General features: G+C 69.7%; 13 protein-coding genes and 1 pseudogene. 6 read left to right on the top strand and 8 right to left on the bottom strand.

Annotated features, from left to right (window positions below):
• Positions 1 to 92 precede the first annotated feature (92 nt).
• From N8I87_RS28715 to N8I87_RS28705, 3 genes are all read right to left on the bottom strand, one after another.
• Positions 93 to 299, bottom strand: a complete 207-nt coding sequence (locus tag N8I87_RS28715) for an acyl-CoA carboxylase subunit epsilon (protein WP_263213103.1) — start codon at positions 297 to 299, stop codon at positions 93 to 95.
• 57 nt (positions 300 to 356) lie between these two features.
• Positions 357 to 1,952 carry an acyl-CoA carboxylase subunit beta gene (locus N8I87_RS28710; RefSeq protein ID WP_263213101.1) on the bottom strand — a complete coding sequence of 532 codons (1,596 nt, stop codon included), beginning with the start codon at positions 1,950 to 1,952 and terminating at the stop codon, positions 357 to 359.
• Between the two features lie 154 nt (positions 1,953 to 2,106).
• Positions 2,107 to 4,422, bottom strand: a complete 2,316-nt coding sequence (locus N8I87_RS28705; RefSeq protein WP_263213099.1) for a polysaccharide lyase 8 family protein — start codon at positions 4,420 to 4,422, stop codon at positions 2,107 to 2,109.
• A 171-nt stretch (positions 4,423 to 4,593) separates the two neighbouring features.
• Between N8I87_RS28705 and N8I87_RS28700 the strand changes: the two genes are divergently transcribed.
• Positions 4,594 to 5,214 carry a YceI family protein gene (locus N8I87_RS28700; RefSeq protein ID WP_263213098.1) on the top strand — a complete coding sequence of 207 codons (621 nt, stop codon included), beginning with the start codon at positions 4,594 to 4,596 and terminating at the stop codon, positions 5,212 to 5,214.
• A 78-nt stretch (positions 5,215 to 5,292) separates the two neighbouring features.
• Positions 5,293 to 5,802, top strand: a complete 510-nt coding sequence (locus tag N8I87_RS28695) for a hypothetical protein (RefSeq protein ID WP_263213097.1) — start codon at positions 5,293 to 5,295, stop codon at positions 5,800 to 5,802.
• On the opposite strand, the gene N8I87_RS28690 is transcribed toward N8I87_RS28695, so the two are convergent.
• Both N8I87_RS28690 and N8I87_RS28685 read right to left on the bottom strand, forming a co-directional pair.
• A complete protein-coding gene (locus N8I87_RS28690; protein WP_263213095.1) occupies positions 5,799 to 6,209 on the bottom strand; it encodes an ATP-binding protein in 411 nt (136 codons plus the stop codon). The two genes, N8I87_RS28695 and N8I87_RS28690, sit on opposite strands and share 4 nt — an antisense overlap.
• A gap of 122 nt (positions 6,210 to 6,331) precedes the next feature.
• A pseudogene (locus N8I87_RS28685) lies at positions 6,332 to 7,521 on the bottom strand (IS110 family RNA-guided transposase).
• 236 nt (positions 7,522 to 7,757) lie between these two features.
• Here N8I87_RS28685 and N8I87_RS28680 point away from each other — a divergent pair.
• Both N8I87_RS28680 and N8I87_RS28675 read left to right on the top strand, forming a co-directional pair.
• Positions 7,758 to 8,579 (top strand): helix-turn-helix domain-containing protein, encoded by an 822-nt coding sequence (locus tag N8I87_RS28680; RefSeq protein ID WP_263213093.1) that lies wholly within the window; start codon positions 7,758 to 7,760, stop codon positions 8,577 to 8,579.
• A complete protein-coding gene (locus tag N8I87_RS28675) occupies positions 8,576 to 8,818 on the top strand; it encodes a DUF397 domain-containing protein (protein WP_263213092.1) in 243 nt (80 codons plus the stop codon). Before N8I87_RS28680 ends, N8I87_RS28675 begins: the two co-directional genes overlap by 4 nt.
• Positions 8,819 to 9,148: 330 nt before the next feature.
• Here the strand turns inward: N8I87_RS28675 and N8I87_RS28665 are convergent, their stop codons facing one another.
• The gene (locus N8I87_RS28665) at positions 9,149 to 10,240 is read right to left on the bottom strand and encodes an FUSC family protein (RefSeq protein WP_263213089.1); all 1,092 of its coding nucleotides are present in this window, start codon (positions 10,238 to 10,240) and stop codon (positions 9,149 to 9,151) included.
• A 62-nt stretch (positions 10,241 to 10,302) separates the two neighbouring features.
• Here N8I87_RS28665 and N8I87_RS28660 point away from each other — a divergent pair, with 62 nt between their 5' ends.
• A complete protein-coding gene (locus N8I87_RS28660; RefSeq protein ID WP_263213087.1) occupies positions 10,303 to 10,737 on the top strand; it encodes a MarR family winged helix-turn-helix transcriptional regulator in 435 nt (144 codons plus the stop codon).
• A gap of 27 nt (positions 10,738 to 10,764) precedes the next feature.
• Here N8I87_RS28660 and N8I87_RS28655 read toward each other — a convergent pair whose 3' ends face one another.
• Positions 10,765 to 12,141 (bottom strand): hypothetical protein, encoded by a 1,377-nt coding sequence (locus tag N8I87_RS28655; RefSeq protein WP_263213085.1) that lies wholly within the window; start codon positions 12,139 to 12,141, stop codon positions 10,765 to 10,767.
• Positions 12,142 to 12,245: 104 nt separating this feature from the next.
• Positions 12,246 to 15,260: a glycoside hydrolase family 3 protein gene (locus N8I87_RS28650; RefSeq protein WP_263213084.1), complete on the bottom strand. Its 3,015-nt coding sequence runs from the start codon at positions 15,258 to 15,260 to the stop codon at positions 12,246 to 12,248.
• A gap of 158 nt (positions 15,261 to 15,418) precedes the next feature.
• Here N8I87_RS28650 and N8I87_RS28645 point away from each other — a divergent pair, with 158 nt between their 5' ends.
• Positions 15,419 to 17,284 (top strand): ricin-type beta-trefoil lectin domain protein, encoded by a 1,866-nt coding sequence (locus N8I87_RS28645; RefSeq protein ID WP_263213082.1) that lies wholly within the window; start codon positions 15,419 to 15,421, stop codon positions 17,282 to 17,284.
• Positions 17,285 to 17,287 lie beyond the last annotated feature (3 nt).

Below are 17,287 nucleotides of genomic sequence, written 5' to 3'. Positions count from 1 at the left end.
GCCCATCCATATGGCACAGACCGCTTCGACAACACTGGAAAAGGGGCCCCTCTGCGAAGAGGGGCCCCTTTCCTACGGCTGAGCGGCGCAGCCTAGCCGTGCCAGCTGTGCGGGGCGCGGAAGCCGGGCTCGCGCTCCAGACGGCGCCAGCCGGCCTTCAGGCGGCCGCGGTGGCTCTGGGCGGTGGAGTCGGAGTCGGTCGGCTGAGCGGCCGCGCGGGCCAGGAGGACGGCCGTGATGGCGGCCACTTCCTCGGGCTCGGCGTGGCCCTTCTCGACGCGGATGTCAGGGGTGTTCATAAGTGTCAGTCTCCGTGAGAGAGGTTTCCGCGGGGGTACCGCGGAGGATCCGCCGGGTTACTGCGGGGGGTTGCCGTGCTTGCGCGACGGCAGGTCGGCGTGCTTGGTGTGCAGCATCGCCAGTGACTTGATGAGCACCTCGCGGGTCTCGGCCGGGTCGATGACGTCGTCGACCAGGCCGCGCTCCGCCGCGTAGTACGGGTGCATGAGCTCGGCCTTGTACTCCTTGACCATCTTCTGGCGCATCGCCTCGGAGTCCTCGGCCGCGGCGATCTGACGCCGGAAGATGACGTTGGCCGCGCCTTCCGCGCCCATGACGGCGATCTCGTTGGTCGGCCAGGCGTACGTCAGGTCGGCACCGATGGACTGGCTGTCCATGACGATGTAGGCACCGCCGTACGCCTTGCGCAGGATCAGCGAGATCCTCGGCACCGTCGCGTTGCAGTACGCGTACAGCAGCTTCGCGCCGTGCCGAATGATCCCGCCGTGCTCCTGGTCGACACCGGGGAGGAACCCCGGAACGTCCAGGAACGTGACGATCGGGATATTGAAAGCGTCACACATCTGGACAAAGCGCGCAGCTTTTTCACTCGCCTCGATGTCCAGGACACCCGCCAGCACCTGGGGCTGGTTGGCGATGATGCCCACGACCTGGCCGTCCATCCGGGCGAGGGCGCAGATGATGTTGCGGGCCCAGCGCTCGTGGACCTCGAGGTACTCGCCGTCGTCGACGATCTCCTCGATCACCTTGGCCATGTCGTACGGCCGGTTGCCGTCCGCCGGAACCAGGTCCAGCAGGACGTCGCTGCGCCGCTCGGCCTCGTCGGAGCACTCCACCCGCGGCGGGTTCTCCCGGTTGTTCTGCGGGAGCAGGGAGAGGAGGTAGCGCACCTCGTGGATGCAGGTCTCCTCGTCGTCGTAGGCGAAGTGGCACACACCGGAGGTCTCCGCGTGCACGTCCGCGCCGCCCAGACCGTTCTGGGTGATCTCCTCACCGGTGACCGCCTTGACCACGTCCGGCCCGGTGATGAACATCTGCGAGGTCTCACGCACCATGAACACGAAGTCGGTGAGGGCGGGGCTGTAGGCCGCGCCGCCCGCGCAGGGGCCGAGCATCACGCTGATCTGCGGGATGACACCCGACGCCTTCGTGTTCCGCTGGAAGATCCCCCCGTAGCCCGCCAGGGCCGAGACACCCTCCTGGATCCGCGCGCCCGCACCGTCGTTGAGGGACACCAGCGGCGCACCCGCCGCGATGGCCATGTCCATGATCTTGTGGATCTTCGTCGCATGGGCCTCGCCCAGCGCACCACCGAAGATCCGGAAGTCATGCGCGTACACGAAGACCGTACGGCCCTCCACCGTCCCCCAGCCGGTGATCACACCGTCCGTGTACGGCTTCTTCGCCTCCAGCCCGAAACCCGACGCCCGGTGCCGCCGCAGCTGCTCGACCTCCTGGAAGGAACCCGGGTCCAGGAGCAGCTCGATCCGCTCCCGCGCCGTCAGCTTGCCCTTGGCGTGCTGCGCCTCGGTCGCCTTCTCGCTGGGGCCCGCCACTGCCTGAGTACGAATCTCGTGCAGCTCGGCGACCCGCCCGCGCGCGTCCGTCGGCTCGCCGGTCGGCTCGCCCGTCTTCTCTTCCACAACGGTCATGTAGCGACCTTACGAAGGACAGCAAGCAAAGCGGGCCGTCGACTCCGTACAGTCTCCGGACCGTTTTCCTGGTACCCCTGAACAGAACCTCGACGGCATGCAGGCCTTCCGACTGCTCAGAGGGCGTCGTCGTTGTGGAGGTGCCACAAAGCGGTCACCGAAGAGCCACCTCACATTCTTGTGTGGCACATGCCATCCCCGGAGTGACACGGAGCCTCAAACGGCGGCCTGCCGACAGTACCTCGACCGTGTCGTCCGCCCGGACCACCGAGCGCACGGGACGATCCCAGACGATCTCCAGCGGCACGCCCGTACGCTGCGGCTCGCTGACGCGGACGGTGGCCGTACGGCCGTGCCGCCGGACCATGACGCTCGCTCCCCCGGACGCCCTCAGGGGCCCTGCCGAACCGGCCTGCCAGAAGTTGGCCGCGGTCAGGCCGAGGGACGGGACCGCGACCGCCTGCGCCCGGGGGTCGTTGGCGAGGACGGACAGCCAGTGGCGGTCGGCCGCGCGGGCGGCGACGGCGTGGCGGGAGGCGCCGGGCAGGAGGAGGTAGACGTAAGTGGCGTCCGTGGGGTCGGTTCCGTGGTCGAGCCACAGTGTCTGCCAGCGCCGGGTGCGGCGCTCCGCCGTGCTCGTGGCGTTGATGTCCGACCAGGCGCCGGTGCGGTCCTCGCGCAGGACGCGCAGATCGCCTCCGCACGGCAGGACCCAGCCGCCGTGCCCCTCCAGGTGGGCCCAGGACCGGCCGCGTACGAAGGCCTGGGTGCCGCCCTCCCCCAGGTTCCGGTTGTCCACGACCGTCTCGACGGCCACCCCGTCGGCGCAGGTGATCCCGGCGCCGAGGCAGATCACGGCGTCCGCGACGCAGAACCACGACTTGCGGGCCTCCAGCGTGGAGCCGAGGCCCTTCAGATGCTGCCCGACCGCCGCGTACTCCCCGTCCGTCGTGCCGCCGACCCACCGCACGTCCGGCTTGGGCGCGCCCCACTCGCCGCCGGCCCGGTCGGCGAGGCGTCTGGTGGAGACGGTGGTGCCCGGCAGCCGGTACCAGTCCACCGTGGGCCAGAACCAGTCGGTGTACTGATCGCTCGGGCCGTCGGCCCACCACTGGAGCATTCCGGCGCCGGTGTGCCAGCCGCGCGGGTTCTCGCCGTTGCCGCACTCGTAGTGCGCGATCCGGTCGCTGCTCATGGAGAGGCAGGCGACGAACCCGGGGCGACGGTGCACGGCACGGTCCATGGCGGCGAAGAGGTGATGACCGACGGGCTCGGGGGCGGCCGGTACGGGTGAGTCGGCGACGGCGTGCAGCCGGGCCAGATCGCCGACCCCGAGCTGACGACCGGTCAGGATCGTTGTCACATCGTCCCGTTGGATCCATCCCTTGATCCGGCCGTACCACCGCTCCCGCTCCCCCTCGTCCACGCCGCCCGCGAACAGTGTGACGGCCGCAATGAGCGCCTGCCCGTGGAAGTGGTCGCTGCGCATGACGTGCAGGTCGTCGTCGGCCAGGTAACCGCGGCTGATGGCACGGCCGTTGACGCCGTCCATCACCAACCCGTCGTGGATCAGCGGCGCGTAGGCCCTCTCGACGCTGTCCAGGACGTTGTGCCTGCCGGGGTCGGTGACCTCCCACGCAGAGCCGGCGAGGAGCGCGAAGAGCCGGCCGAGTCCGTCGAGCATGACCTGTCCGTACGTGCCGGAGTAGGCGACCCAGGTGTGCTGGACGAACGAGCCGTCGGCGTACAGCCCGTCCCCCTTCGTCACGTACGGAAAGACGGGCGACAGGGCGTCGCGGGCGAGCGCGATGCGGTCGCCGGACCGGCCGAGGACGCCGCGCAGGGCGACGGAGCGGCACAGGTCGACACGGTTGGCACCGGTGGATGTGCCGGAGTAGTCCGTGAGCGCGCTGTCCGGGATGAAGTGGTCGACGGCCGCGCAGGCCGCGCTGACGCGGGCGTCGCCGAGGTGGTCGTACAGGGCGGCCGTGATGTCCATGAGGAGGCGGGGGCTGCCGATCTGCCATTCCCACCAGTTGCCGTAGCGGGTGGTGGAGGGGTTGTAGACGGTGACGGAGAGGTGGTCGAGGCCGCGCAGGACGTCCGCGAGGAGACCCGCATCGCCCGTCGAGCCGGTGCCGGCCTGGACGTAGGCCTGGGTCATGGTCCACAGGCGGCTGTAGCTCCGGGTGATACCGGCGGGCGGGTCGAAGGAGTGTCCGGGCCACAGGGAGGTGGCCGTCGGGGTCATGGTGGCGCGTAAGGCGCGGGCCAGTTCGCCGGTCTGGGCCAGGCGGGAGGCGTAGGGCTCCGCGGCCGGGTCGTAGCCGGTGCCGAGGGCGATGTCGAGCCAGCGCCGGCGGAGGGCCGCGTGGGGGTCGGCGCCGGTGGCGCGGGCTGTCGTGACACCCGGGGCCAGGGCGCTCGCGAGCAGGGCGGCGGTGAGGAAGGTACGACGCGTGGAGGTCATGCCCTTGGCGTCTACCACCCACTCTTCACCCGGTCACCACGTGACGCACCGTATAGGTGGAAACACGCCGGTGGACTATGTTGAACATTGAACGGAATAGGTCTACGGTCATCCGTGTTGACCTCATTGAACATTCAACATCAAGACCTCCGTCCCCAAAGGAGCACCGTCATGGGCATCTTCGGCCGCAAGAACACCTCCGAGTCCACCGCCGCCGCCCCCGCCGCCGCGCCGGCCGCCGTGAACCCGGACCTGGCCGCGCTCACCGGCGAGTACACGATCGACCCGGCCCACACCACGATCGGCTTCGTGGCCCGCCACGCCATGGTCACGAACGTCAAGGGCGGCTTCCTCGAATTCACCGGCTCCCTGCACCTGGACGGTTCCGACCCGACGAAGTCCACCGCGTCCCTCGACGTCAAGATGGACAGCATCGACACGGGCAACGCCGACCGCGACGGTCACCTGAAGTCGTCGGACTTCTTCAGGACGGACGAGTTCCCGGCGATGACCTTCCGCTCGACCAAGGCGGAGGCCCTGGGCGGCGACGACTACCGCATCACCGGCGACCTCTCGATCCTCGGCGTCACCAAGCCGCTCTCCATCGACCTGGAGTTCAACGGCTCCGCGAAGGACCCCTTCGGCAACGAGCGTGTCGGTTTCGAGGGCAGGACGGAAATCCTGCGCTCGGAGTGGGGCCTCACCTGGAACGCCGCGCTGGAGACCGGTGGCGTCCTCGTCTCCGACAAGATCAAGCTGAACTTCGACATCTCGGCGATCAAGAACGCGTGAGCCTCCGGCGGTGGGCGGCGCAACCCTGCGACCGCCCGCGCCGTCTCTCAAGGCAACACCGTTGGGGGAGGCACATCGATGGCCATGGTCGGCCTGTTCTGGATCACCGAGGACTGCGTGTACGTGGGGACCGAGCCGGTCGGCACCGCGTCTGGCGTACGTCTGACGGAACACGGCGTCGAGGCCCTGGGCGTCGATCACGGCACGTCCTGGAACTGGAGCGAGGTACGGCGGATCGAGGCCCGTGACGTGGCCGTGCGGTCGGCCGCGCGGCGCCTCGCTTCCGTCGCCTTCGACTCGCTGATCGTGCTGGTGACCGGCGACGGCGTCCTCCCGCCCGCCTACACCGTGCGCGTGGAACCCGTTGCGGACGACGCCGACCCCGTCGATGTGAGCGTCCACTCCGCCGTCTCGGGTGGGATCTACACCCCGGAGGAGTACGACCTCTCCCGCACCCTCCTGGAACACCTCACCGACGGCCGCACACCCCTCACCGACCTGCTCGCCTGGCGCCGCGACCACGCCACCGAGAGCACCCCGCCCCGCGAGGAGCGCGAGGCGCTGCTGCGGAAGTGGACCGGCGGCTAGGACCCGCGCACCTCGAACTCGCACCACACGAACTTGCCGGGGTTCCTCTCCCCCACGCCCCACTTGTCGGCGAGGGCACTCACCAGCAACAGCCCCCGGCCGTGCTCCGACTCCGGGGACGGATCCGGGACGCGGACCGTGCCGGGGCCGCTGTCGTGGAGTTCCAGCCGCAGCACGCCGTCACCGTCCAGGACGAGACGCAGACCGAAGCCCCGGCCCGGCGGTACGCCGTGGAGCAACGCGTTGGTGGCCAGCTCGCTCACACAGAGCAGCACGTCGTCGCCGCGCTCGGCCACTGCCCAGTCGGCGAGGGCGTCGTGCGTGAACTCCCGGGCCAGGCGTACGGATCTGCGGTCGCGGCGGTAGAACGCCTCGCGGGTGTGGGGGTGTTGATTTTCCGCGTTCATGAGGCGAGTGTCACTGTGTGTCACTAGAGTGGACCAATGAGTGAAGTCGTAGTTCTGATCGCTACGACTCCACTACGAGGACTTCGGGTGCGCACGGGGGAAAGGACTTCCCAATCGTGATGTCAAGCCGCAGCCGTGACGGGAGGTGAACCTTGATAGCACTCTCCGTCACGGATCATCGCCCACAAGACGTTGAGCCTGCGGCGAGCGAGGGCCAGCAGGGCCTGCTTGTGTCCTTTCCCCTCGCTGCGCTTGCGCTGGTAGTACGCCTTGGAGGCGGAGCATGTCGTGATGCTGACCATCGCCGAGAGGTACATCGACCGCAGCAGGCCACGGTGGTACCGCTTGGGCCTGCGCAGGTTGCCGCTGACGCGGCCGGAGTCGCGTGGTCTGGGGGCCAAGCCGGCGAAGCCGGCCAGTCGGTCGGCGCTGCCGAAGGCGTCCATGTCACCGCCGGTGGCGGCGATGAACTCGGCACCCAGCTTGGTGCCCATACCGGGGAGGCTGCGGATCACCTCGGCGTGCGGATGCTCGCGAAACCTGGCCTCGATCAGGGCGTCGAGCTCGGCGATCTCCTCATCGAGGGCCATCACCCCCTTCGCGAGGCGGACCACCATGGCGGCGGCCAGCCTCTCGCCGGGCAGCGCAGTCTGCTGGGCTTGCGCGGCTTCCACCGCCTTCTTCGCGAGCGTGGCGGCGCCGCGGACCTTGCGGTGCTTCAGCCAGGTCTCGATCCGCTTGACGCCGCGCGGCGGATCGCGGCCGGGGTCTGGTAGCCGGTCAGCAGCGTCACCGGGCCCTTGTTGACCAGGTCCAGCGACCGTTCCAACGCGGGGAAGATCTCCAGCAGTTGAGCCCGCAGACGGTTGATCTGCCGGGTGCGGTCGAAGACCACGTCCAGCCGCCGGGTGGTCAGAGTGCGCAGGTCGACGGCGATCTCGTCACCGGGCCGCAGCAGCCCGAGGTCCCGGCGGACCCGGGCCTGGTCGGCGATGACGAAGGCGTCCTTCGCGTCGGTCTTGCCCTCGCCCTTGTAGGTGGCCGAGGCCCGGTGGACCGCCAGGCCGGTGAGGTAAGCCATCGGCTGGCCGTGATTGAGCAGCAGGCCAATCAGCAAAGCGGCGCCGCCGTGGTTGAGGTCGACGGCCCACAGCACGTCGGTGGATATCGCCAGGACATCGCCGATGAGCTGCAGCAGCTCGGTCTCGTCGTTCAGGACCCGACGGGACAGCAGACGTTCGCCATCCGCGTTGATCACCACGCAATGGTGGTGTTCCTTGCCGATGTCCACTCCGGCCCAGATCTCGGGCACGTTCCCCTCCGCCAGCTCGCCATCACATCGATCCCGCAGACGACCTCGCCGACGTTGTCCTACAGCAGCGATCGAGTCGCGTCTCCCAATTGGCGGTCGAGTCGTCGCGGGGCTCCGGGCGGCCAAGTCCTTTGAGCCGTCGAACCGGCGCTCGCATGACAGCCATACCGAGAACCCCTGGGCCCTCCGATCTTACGAATGACCAGAGCAACCACCCTTGAAAGGTAGGACCACGCATGCACGTGGCGAAGAAGCCCAAGAAGGTCGGTTCGTGGCAGGCGGTCGGGGCGCTGGTCGCCCACTATCGGAGGCAAGCGCGGCTTACGCAGGAGCAGTTCGCCGAGATGGCGAACGTGCACGTGGACACGGTGAGGTCGATCGAGCAGGGGAGGCTGGCTCTTCAGCCGGATCGTGCCGATCAGTTCGATGAACTGCTAGGTACGGGTGGGGCGTTTGCCGTGCTGGTGGCGAAGATGCCGGTGCGTGAGCGGATCGTGCAGTTCGCGCAGGGGCTGGTGGATCACGAGCAGGAGGCGGTCAGTCTTCTCTCGTACGAGGTTCAGGTGGTGCCGGGGCTGATTCAGACCCGGGACTACTGTCGCGCCGTATTCGGCTACCGGTATCCGGCAATCGGGAGCGAGACAGCCGAGCAGTGGGTGAACGCGCGCATGGAGCGGCAGTTGGTCTGGCAGCGGGAGCGGCCGCCTGTGGGTCACTTCGTCATCGAAGAGGGCGTCCTGCGGCGAAAGGTCGGCAGTTCGGAAGTGATGCGGGAGCAGTTCCGACAGATCCTGGAGTACACCGAGCCGATCCACATGAGCTTTCAGATCATGCCTGAGGACCGGACACCGCACGCCGGTCTCGGCGGCCCCATGGTTCTGCTGGAGACACCCGAGCACGAGCGTCTGGCGTATCTGGAAGTGCAGAGCGCCAGCTTCCTCGTGGACGACCCAAATGAGGTCAGCAACTATCACCACAAGTATGGAATGCTGCGGTCACAGGCACTCTCTCCGGACGAGAGCGTGCGCCTCTTACGCGAACTGCTAGGAGACCGATGAGCACCGCACTTCAGTGGTTCAAGTCCAGCTACAGCAGCAGTGAAGGCGGCAACTGCCTCGAAGTCGCGTACACATGGCGCAAGTCCAGCTACAGCAGCAACGAGGGTGGCGACTGCGTCGAGGTAGCCACCACCCCCGCCACCATCCACATCCGTGACTCCAAGACCCCCGACAGCCCCTTCCTCTCCGTCTCCCCCTCCACCTGGAGTGAGTTCCTTGACCGTGTCACCCGCGACTGAGCAGATCGACTGGGTCTACGTCCTCTCCTTCGAGAACGTGCCGAGGCGTCCTCGCGGCGTCGTCGCCCTCTGCGCTTGACTGCGTGAACACGGCATCGACTGGATGCCGTTCGCGATGGAAGAGATCCGGTTCGATACCTGGTGCCGGCGTGAGCCCTCGGGGCGGTGGAGCGATTCGATCGGCCTCTCCATCGACGCCCGTGCCCTGTGGCGGCTTGGACTCCATCCCGATCAGCCGAGCTCCGTCGTCGTCAACGGGCCCTCGCCGCCTGCCTGGTGGCACGCCGCCGGTGAGCGTTACGCCCTCCGACGGGAGCCCGTCGTCAAGCGTCACGCGTCCTGAACAGCGGGCCGGCGCCCGTCGGCAACCCGATCACGTCGGCCGCCAGGGCCTCCAGGCCTTGTCGGGACCGGCAGCAGCCACCAGGCCGCCGCGACGGACAGGACGGCGCCGACGGCGATCGCGGCCAGGCGGGTGGGGAGCAGGCTGCTCGCGTCCTGGCCGAAGTAGCCGAGCAGGAGAGACAGGGCCGTGGTCATGCCGGCTGCCCAGTAGGCGTAGTTGAGCGGGCGCAGCCACAGGGCCACGGCCAGGACCGCGAACATGACGGCCACCGCGGTGTGCCCGGAGATTCCCAGCGCCGCCACGCCGGTGGCCAGCAGCGTGCCCGCGCAGGCTCCGGCGAAGCGCTCGACTCCCTTGCGCAGTACGTCGGTTCGGCCTCGGTTGCCGCTCCCGACAACGTACGCGGTGAGTACGGCCCACGGCCAGTGGTGGTCGAAGAGGAGCCGGCCGAGGGCGAAGGAGGCCGCGACGGCCACCGCCATCTGGACGGCCATCCGAGTGCTGGGGCGGGGGCGGAGCCGGGACGGCCGCCGTGGGGAGGGAGCGGTCGCGGGTTCGGCGGGCCAGGGGCCGTATCTGTCGGCGAGCGCCTGCACCAGCCAGACGCAGCCGCACGCCAGCACTCCGATCAGAGCCGACCAGGCCCAGCTCACCAGCGCGCCCTGCGCCGCGGACGGCAGTGCCGGGCCGGGGACGACGAGCAGCGCGACGAACGGCAGGGTCATCAGCGTGCCCGCCCTGGTGGCGACGGGGCCGTAGCGGCGGATCCAGATGGGCAGCGAGATCCCGGCGGTGAAGACGGCGGCGCCCACCGCGTAGTGCGCGGCGATCAGATGGCCGATCAGCGCGCAGACCGCGGCGACGGCGGGGAGCAGGACGAGTGCGGTGAGCCGTTCGCGGGTGTCGGCCGTCCGCCCGATTCTGGCGAGGGTGAGGGACAGGGCGACCGCGAGGACGACGGAGTCCGTGTGCAGCCCGGCGGCGCCCTCCAGGCGGAGGGCGGCGGCCCAGCAGAGCAGCACGGCCGTCATCGTCAGCGCCGCTTCGTACGCGTTACGTAATGGTTTGGCGGTCACTCAGTCGATCGTACGGGGGATTCTGGTGCGCGGATAGTAAGAGTTGGCGTACGATTCCGGTCATGGATGACCTCTCCGAAGCCGCCCACATCCGACGCGGCGTCGTACGGCTGAACCGTCGGCTGCGTCAGGAGCGCGGGGACGGCAGCCTCAGCCCCAATCAGCTCGCCGTCCTCGGGCATCTGCACCGGCACGGTCCCGCCACCCCCGGAGAGATCGCGGCAGCGGAGCGGCAGCGGCCGCAGTCGCTCACCCGGGTCTTCGCGGAACTGGAGACGGAGGGGCTGATCGCGCGGGAGCCGGGCACGGAGGACCGGCGCCGGTCGGTGCTGACGCTCACGGCCGACGGACGGCGGGCGCTGGAGCGGGACATGGCCGACCGCGACGCCTGGCTGGCCACCGCGCTGGCGTCCCTCGGCGAGACGGAGCGGGGCGTGCTGGCGCTGGCGGGCGCGCTGCTGGAACGGCTGGCCGACCTGCCCGGACCGGAGGCCTGAGCAGCCGGACAAGGCGAGGGCCTCGGCTCACATCCCCCCGCCGAAGTCCCCTCCGCCGAAGTCGCCGCCGCCCCCGAAGTCCCCGCCCCCGCCGTCCCCGAACCCGCCCCCGAAGTCGCCGGGGTCGAAGTCCGCGCCGGAGACGTCGCCGCCCTCGTAGCCGCCGCCGAAGTCGCCGTACCCGGTGCCGTAGTCGGCCGCGTAGGACGGGGTGGCCATCGCGCTGCCGAGCAGGGTGCCGACGAGCAGTCCCGGCAGGATGCCGCCGCCGAAGTAGCCGCCCGCCCAGGGGCCGTAGGCCGGGCCCGCGTCCCAGTAGGGGCGGCGCCCGTAGTCGGTGTCCACCTCGCGGACGACCGGGTCGCGGCCGTCGGCCAGCCGGGTCTGGTCCGCCGCGCAGACCGGTACCTCACGGGACGAGCCTCCGGGCGGTGTCCAGATCGCGTCGGCGACCGAGGGGCCGTGGCGAGGGTCGAAGAAGCAGGGCGGACGGCGTTCGGGCAGCGCGCGGCCCTCGCGGCGGGCGGCCAGCTGGGCGAGGGAGAAGCGGCCGTCCTCCAGGGCCTGGGTGACGGCCCGGACGTCCTCCGGTCTGCGGGCCTCGGCCATGGACTGCTTCGCCTGTTCGTAGGCGTCCAGCGCGCGCTCGTAGTCCGCGCGCATCGCGTCGTCGGCGCCCGCCTCCGCCGGGTGGAAGTCCAGCCGGTCCAGCTCCTCGCCGAAGGCGGTGATGTCCTCGTCGACCACCACCCGCAACCGCTCCAGGGCGGCCCGCTGCTCCTCCTCGCGCCGCCGGCGGCCGCGCCGGACCACCGCGTACGCGCCCGCGCCGACCGCCACGACCACGACACCGGCCGTGATCACAGCCGTGCTGGAGACTCCCTGGCCGCTTCTGGAGGAGCCCCAGGAGGCGGGGGCTCTGCCGCCCATGTTGGCCAGGGCGCGGTCGGTGAAGTCGGTCAGCTGGGTCCTGGCGTCCTCGCCCTGGACGCTGGTGACCAGGTTCCGTACGGCCGTCCGCGGCAGGACCGAGGAGTCTGCGCGGGCGTCGAAGCCGTTGCCGAGGCGGACGGCGTAGAGGCCGGTGATGCCGGTGGCCGTGCGCAGGTCGACGAAGAGGTTCCGGGTGGGGTAGCCGGTCGGCAGGACCGCGATGAAGAGCGGCTTGTCGGCGCTCTTGATCTGTCTGTCGAGCGCCTGCACGGACGCCGCCGACAACTGTCCGGAGGCCGCCGGGTCGACGTACACGGGGTTCTTGCGGAGGGCTTCGGCGATCGTCGAGACACTGGTGACGCCGGTGGCGTCGGTGGCCGCCGAGGCGCCCGGCGCGAGCACGGTGAGAAGGGCAAGCGCCAGGGCCAGCAGCAGCCCGGCCGGGCCTCGGGTCCGTACGACGGCCTTCATGTCTCGAAGCTACCCGAACCCACAGAAATTGGTCAGATATCGCGGGAATGGTCATATATGCAGCTGGGAGGCGCCCACCGCCGGATGCGCCTCCCAGCTGCGGCTCAGGCCGCCCGATAGGCCGCCGTCAGCTCCCGCACCGCCTGTCCGTACCGTCCGGTCAGCAGCAGATGGTCCGCGGCGGCGAAGGGTTTCGCCACCGCCGCGGTGATCCGCTGCCCGATCTCGTTCTGCACGATCAGCCGCGCCTTGGCGACCAGCGCGCGCCCCGTGCCGTCCGCGCCCTTCTTCTCGGCCACCGTGGCGGCGGCCCCGAGCGCCCGCAGCGCCTTCGCCCCGCCCCGCGGGACCTCGGTCCGGGTCGTGAGCCCCCAGCCGTAGGGGAACTGCGGGTCGTACGACGCGTCGCCGACGTTGATCGGCAGCTGGGCCTCGGACCGGGGCCAGGTCACGGGGAGCTGCCCGGTGAAGGGCCGCCTGCCGTACAGCACGTCGGCCACGCCGTCGCCCTCCGTGCCCGGCAGCCAGGACGCGACCAGCGCGTCTATCTCGCCGAGCCGGTCGCCGATCAGCTGCGGCCGCCCGGAGACGATCAGCACGACGCACTTCATGGCCGCGCACACCTTGTCCACGGCGGCCTGGTCGGCGGCGGACAGCTGCAGGTCGTGGCCGTTGCCGACGTCTCCGACGCCCTCGGCGTACGGGGTCTCACCGACGACGACCACGCCGACGTCATAGCCGGACGTGGGCGCCGAGGCGTCCTTGGAGTAGGTGACGGACCCGCCGGCATCGCGCAGGCCCCGCAGGACGGTCGTGCCCTTGGTGATGTTCCCGGAGGAGCCCTGCCAGGTGAGCGTCCAGCCGCCGCTCTGGCTGCCGATGTCGTCGGCATTGGAACCGGCGACGTAGACCTTCTGCGACTTCTTCAGGGGCAGCACGCCCCCGTCGTTCTTCAGCAGCACCTGGGACTCGGCGGCGGCATGGCGGGCGACGGCCCGATGCTCCGGCGAGCCGATCCGCGCGGCGCCACCGGTGTCGGCGTACGGGTGCTCGAAGAGGCCGAGGCGGAACTTCTGGGTGAGGATGCGGGAGACAGCGTCGTCGACGCGCTTCTCGCTGATCCGGCCGGCCTTCACCTCATCCACGAGCTTCGCGCCGAAGTCCTTGTAGGAGTACGGCACCATCATCATGTCGACGCCCGCGTTGACCGCCGTGCGGACGTGGGACCCGTAGTCGCCGGGGAGTTGGTCGATGGCGTTCCAGTCGCTGATGACGAAGCCGTCGAAGCCCATCCGGCCCTTGAGCACACCGTTGATCATGTCGGCGCGGGCGTGCATCTTCACCGGTCCCTGTCCGTCGCCGAGGATGTCGAGCGAGGAGTACGAGGGCATGACCGTGCCGATGCCCCGGTCGACGGCGGTCTCGTACGGCGCCAGGTGGACGGCCTCCAGCTGCTGCCGGGTGACCTTGGTGACGCCCTGGTCGATCGTGTACGACCCGGTGGTCGACGAGCCGAACTCGGTGCCGCCGTCGCCGACGAAGTGCTTGGCGGTGGCGAGGACCTTGTCGTTCCGGCTCAGGTCCTTGCCGTTCGCGCGTCCTTGGAGGCCCTGGATGATCGTCTCCATGGACTCGACGAGCGCCGGGTCCTCGCCGAAGGACTCGTAGGAGCGGCCCCAGCGTTCGTCACGGGTGACGCAGAGGCAGGGCGCGAAGTCCCAGGGGATGCCGGTGGCGCGCACCTCGGCCGCCGTCACCGAGCCCGCCTGCTGGGCGAGTTGAGGATCCCGCGTCGCGCCGATGCCGATGTTGTGCGGCATGATCGTGGCGCCGGCCAGGTTGTTGTGGCCGTGGACCGCGTCGACGCCGTAGATCAGCGGGATCTGGTAGCGGGTCGCCTGTGTCCTCAGCTGGAAGGCGTCGATCATCTTCGCCCAGGCCTCGGGGATGTTGGGCGTGGGGGTGGAGCCGCCGCCGGAGAGCAGGGAGCCGAGACCGTAGGTGGCGATGTCACCGCCGTTCGCCACGGCACCGCGCTCGGCCTGGGTCATCTGGCCGGCCTTCTCCGCCAGGGACATACGGGAGAGCAGATCGGCGACGCGCTTCCTCACCGGCAACTTGGCGTTCAGGTACGGCAGTCCGTGCGCGTCGACGACGATCTGCGGGGTCTCGGCCGGGGGTTTGGCGCCGGTCACCGTGAGCTTGAGGGGGATCGCCTCGGCGGACTCGGCCGCCTTGTCCTTGAGGGTGGGGACTCGGACGGTCTGCGCGGCGCCGGAGGCCGTGCCCGCCGGGAAGGTGAGGGTGCCGGAGACCGGGGTGTAGTCCTTGCCGGGGTCGGCGCTGCCGGTGGCCGCCGTCTCGTACGCAACGGTCACGGGCTCGTCGAGAGGGGCGGAGCCGGTGGTGGCGAGGGTGACCTCGACGGTGGCCGTGTCGCCCTCGCGGACCGGGTAGACGGCAGCGTCGGTGGTGACGGAGGCGCGCAGGGACTGGTCGGCCTTGCCGTACAACTCGACTTCGTCCATGGCGAATTGCCCGTGTACGCCGACGGGGAGCGTGAGGGCGTACCCCCACATCTGCGTCAGTCCGAGGACGTGGTCGATGCCGCCGACGGGCTGGTAGTCCGTGCGGTACACGAAGTCGGTGAAGGGGATCTCGATCTGCTTCCAGCCGGTGAAGTCGTCGGTGAAGGAGGTGGTCCAGAGCTCGGAGGCCTCGCCGCCCGCGCCACCGTCCTTGATCTCGAAGGCGATCTTCTTCCCCTTGTCCTGGCCGTCCCACCAGAAGCGGATGCCCTTGTGGGCGGACCAGTCGTGGGCGGGCTGGTTCGCGGCGTAGTCGTGGGTGAAGCCGCCGTAGCCGCTGATGTCGTACGTGCCGGAGAGGACCTTGGCGCCCTCGGGGGCGTCGGTGCGGTCGGCGAGGGTGAGGGTGGGCGGGTCGTCGCTGTCGCCGCCCCAGGTGAAGATGCCCTCGGCGGGCTGGGAGGCGAAGGGGACCTCGCCCTCGAAGCGGTCGACGGGGACGGGCGGGGGATCGTCGGCCGCGTGGGCCGACGCGACCGGTAGGAGCGCGGTCAGCAGACCGGCGGAGGCGAGCAGGGCGGTTCTTCGCATGGACCTTCCCTTGGCTCTCGTGGTTCACTCATGACTTAGCTCACGTCATGAGTTAACTAGCGCCCCGGAAGCCCGTCAAGACGTCACGTCAGCACGGATTCGGGTCCAAATCCCCTCTGCGACAGGCTTGTTGTCCCCCACGAGAAGGGCTGCGCAGAATGCGAAGAACACCTCCCACGGTCCGGCTGCTGTTGGCCGGACTGCTCACCGCGGCGGGCTTCACCGCGGCCGTACCCCCCGCGCACGCGGCCGGCGAGCAGGTCACCGCCTGGCTGACCACCACCGACGACGACGCCGGACGCCATGTGGTCCGCGGGCTCCAGGCGCAGACGCCGTTCGCCTTCCAGTCCGGTGCCGGAGGCGGCGGCGAGAACATCACCGTCGACGAGAACACCCGCTACCAGAGCTTCACCGGGGGCGGCGCGTCCTTCACGGACACCGCGGCCTGGCTGATGAACGGCAGCGGGGCGCTGTCGCAGTCGACCCGGGACGCGACCATGCGGAAGCTGTTCTCGCCGACGGACGGGATCGGGCTGTCGTTCCTGCGCAATCCGATGGGCGCCTCGGATCTGGCGCGGTACGGGTACACGTACGACGACGTGCCGGCCGGGCAGAGCGACCCCTCCCTGGCGAAGTTCTCGATCGCGCACGACCTCGCGGACGTCGTCCCGCTGACGAAGCAGGCGCTCCAGCTGAACCCGTCCCTGACGGTGATGGCCTCGCCCTGGACGGCACCGGCCTGGATGAAGGACAGTGGCTCCCTCAACGGGGGCTGGCTGAAGGCGGAGGACTACGGGGCGTACGCCTCGTACTTCGTGAAGTACCTCCAGGCGTACCGGGACCAGGGCGTCGACGTCTCGTACGTGACCCCGCAGAACGAGCCGACCTGCTGTTCCGGCTACCCGTCGATGAGCTGGAACGCGAGCGGTCTGGCGTACTTCTTGAAGAGCGAGCTGCTGCCGAAGCTCCAGTCGGCGGGGCTGAAGACGAAGGTGCTGGCGCACGACTGGAACTGGGACGTCTACGACTCCTACGCCGCCCGGTCGGTCGACGACGCGGCGATCCGCAACCACCCGAACTTCGGCGGGATCGCCTGGCACGGCTACGGCGGTGACGTCGGCAAGCAGACGTCCGTGCACGACCAGTACCCCTCGCTGGACGCCTTCGGCACCGAGCACTCGGGCGGCACCTGGATCGCCGACCAGCAGCGCGAGGACATGCTCGACATCGTGGACTACACCCGGAACTGGGCGAAGTCGGTGACGAAGTGGTCGCTGGCCGTGGACCAGAACAAGGGCCCGCACAACGGGGGTTGCGGCACCTGCACCGGCCTGATCACCGTGCACAACGGGGACGGGCAGAGCGGGACGGTCGACTACACGGTCGAGTACTACACGATGGGTCACCTGACCAAGTTCGTACGGTCGGGAGCCCAGCGGATCGCCTCGACGGCCTCGTCATCGGTCCCGAACGTGGCCTGGCGCAACCCGGACGGTTCGAAGGCGCTGATCGCCTACAACGACGCGTCCGCCGCGAAGACGATCACGATCAACTGGGGTTCGCAGCACGCGACTTACTCGCTGCCCGGCAAGACGTCGGCCACCTTCACCTGGTCGGGCACGCAGTCGGGCGGGGGCGACAGGTCGGGAGCGTTCATCGGGCTCGCCGGCAAGTGCCTGGACGTGGCGGGCGCGTCGAGCGCCAACGGTACGGCGGTGCAGCTCTACGACTGCAACGGCACCGCGGCCCAGCAGTGGACCGTGGCGGCCGACGGTTCGGTCAGGGCACTGGGCAAGTGCCTCGACGTGACGTCGGGTTCGACCGCCGACGGGGCGAAGACGCAGTTGTACGACTGCAACGGGACCGGTGCACAACGGTGGTCGTACAACTCCTCCACCGGTGATGTCGTGAACACGGCGGCAAACAAGTGCCTCGACGTGACGGACAACTCGTCGGCGAACGGGGCACGGGCACAGATCTGGTCGTGCACCGGGGCCGCCAACCAGAAGTGGCGGTTGCAGTAGGAC

Source organism: Streptomyces sp. HUAS 15-9 (assembly GCF_025642155.1).
In the GTDB taxonomy this organism is placed as follows: Bacteria; Actinomycetota; Actinomycetes; order Streptomycetales; family Streptomycetaceae; genus Streptomyces.
The sequence above is the reverse complement of the archived record's forward strand: the minus strand, read 5'-3'. Positions and strand labels throughout refer to the sequence as shown.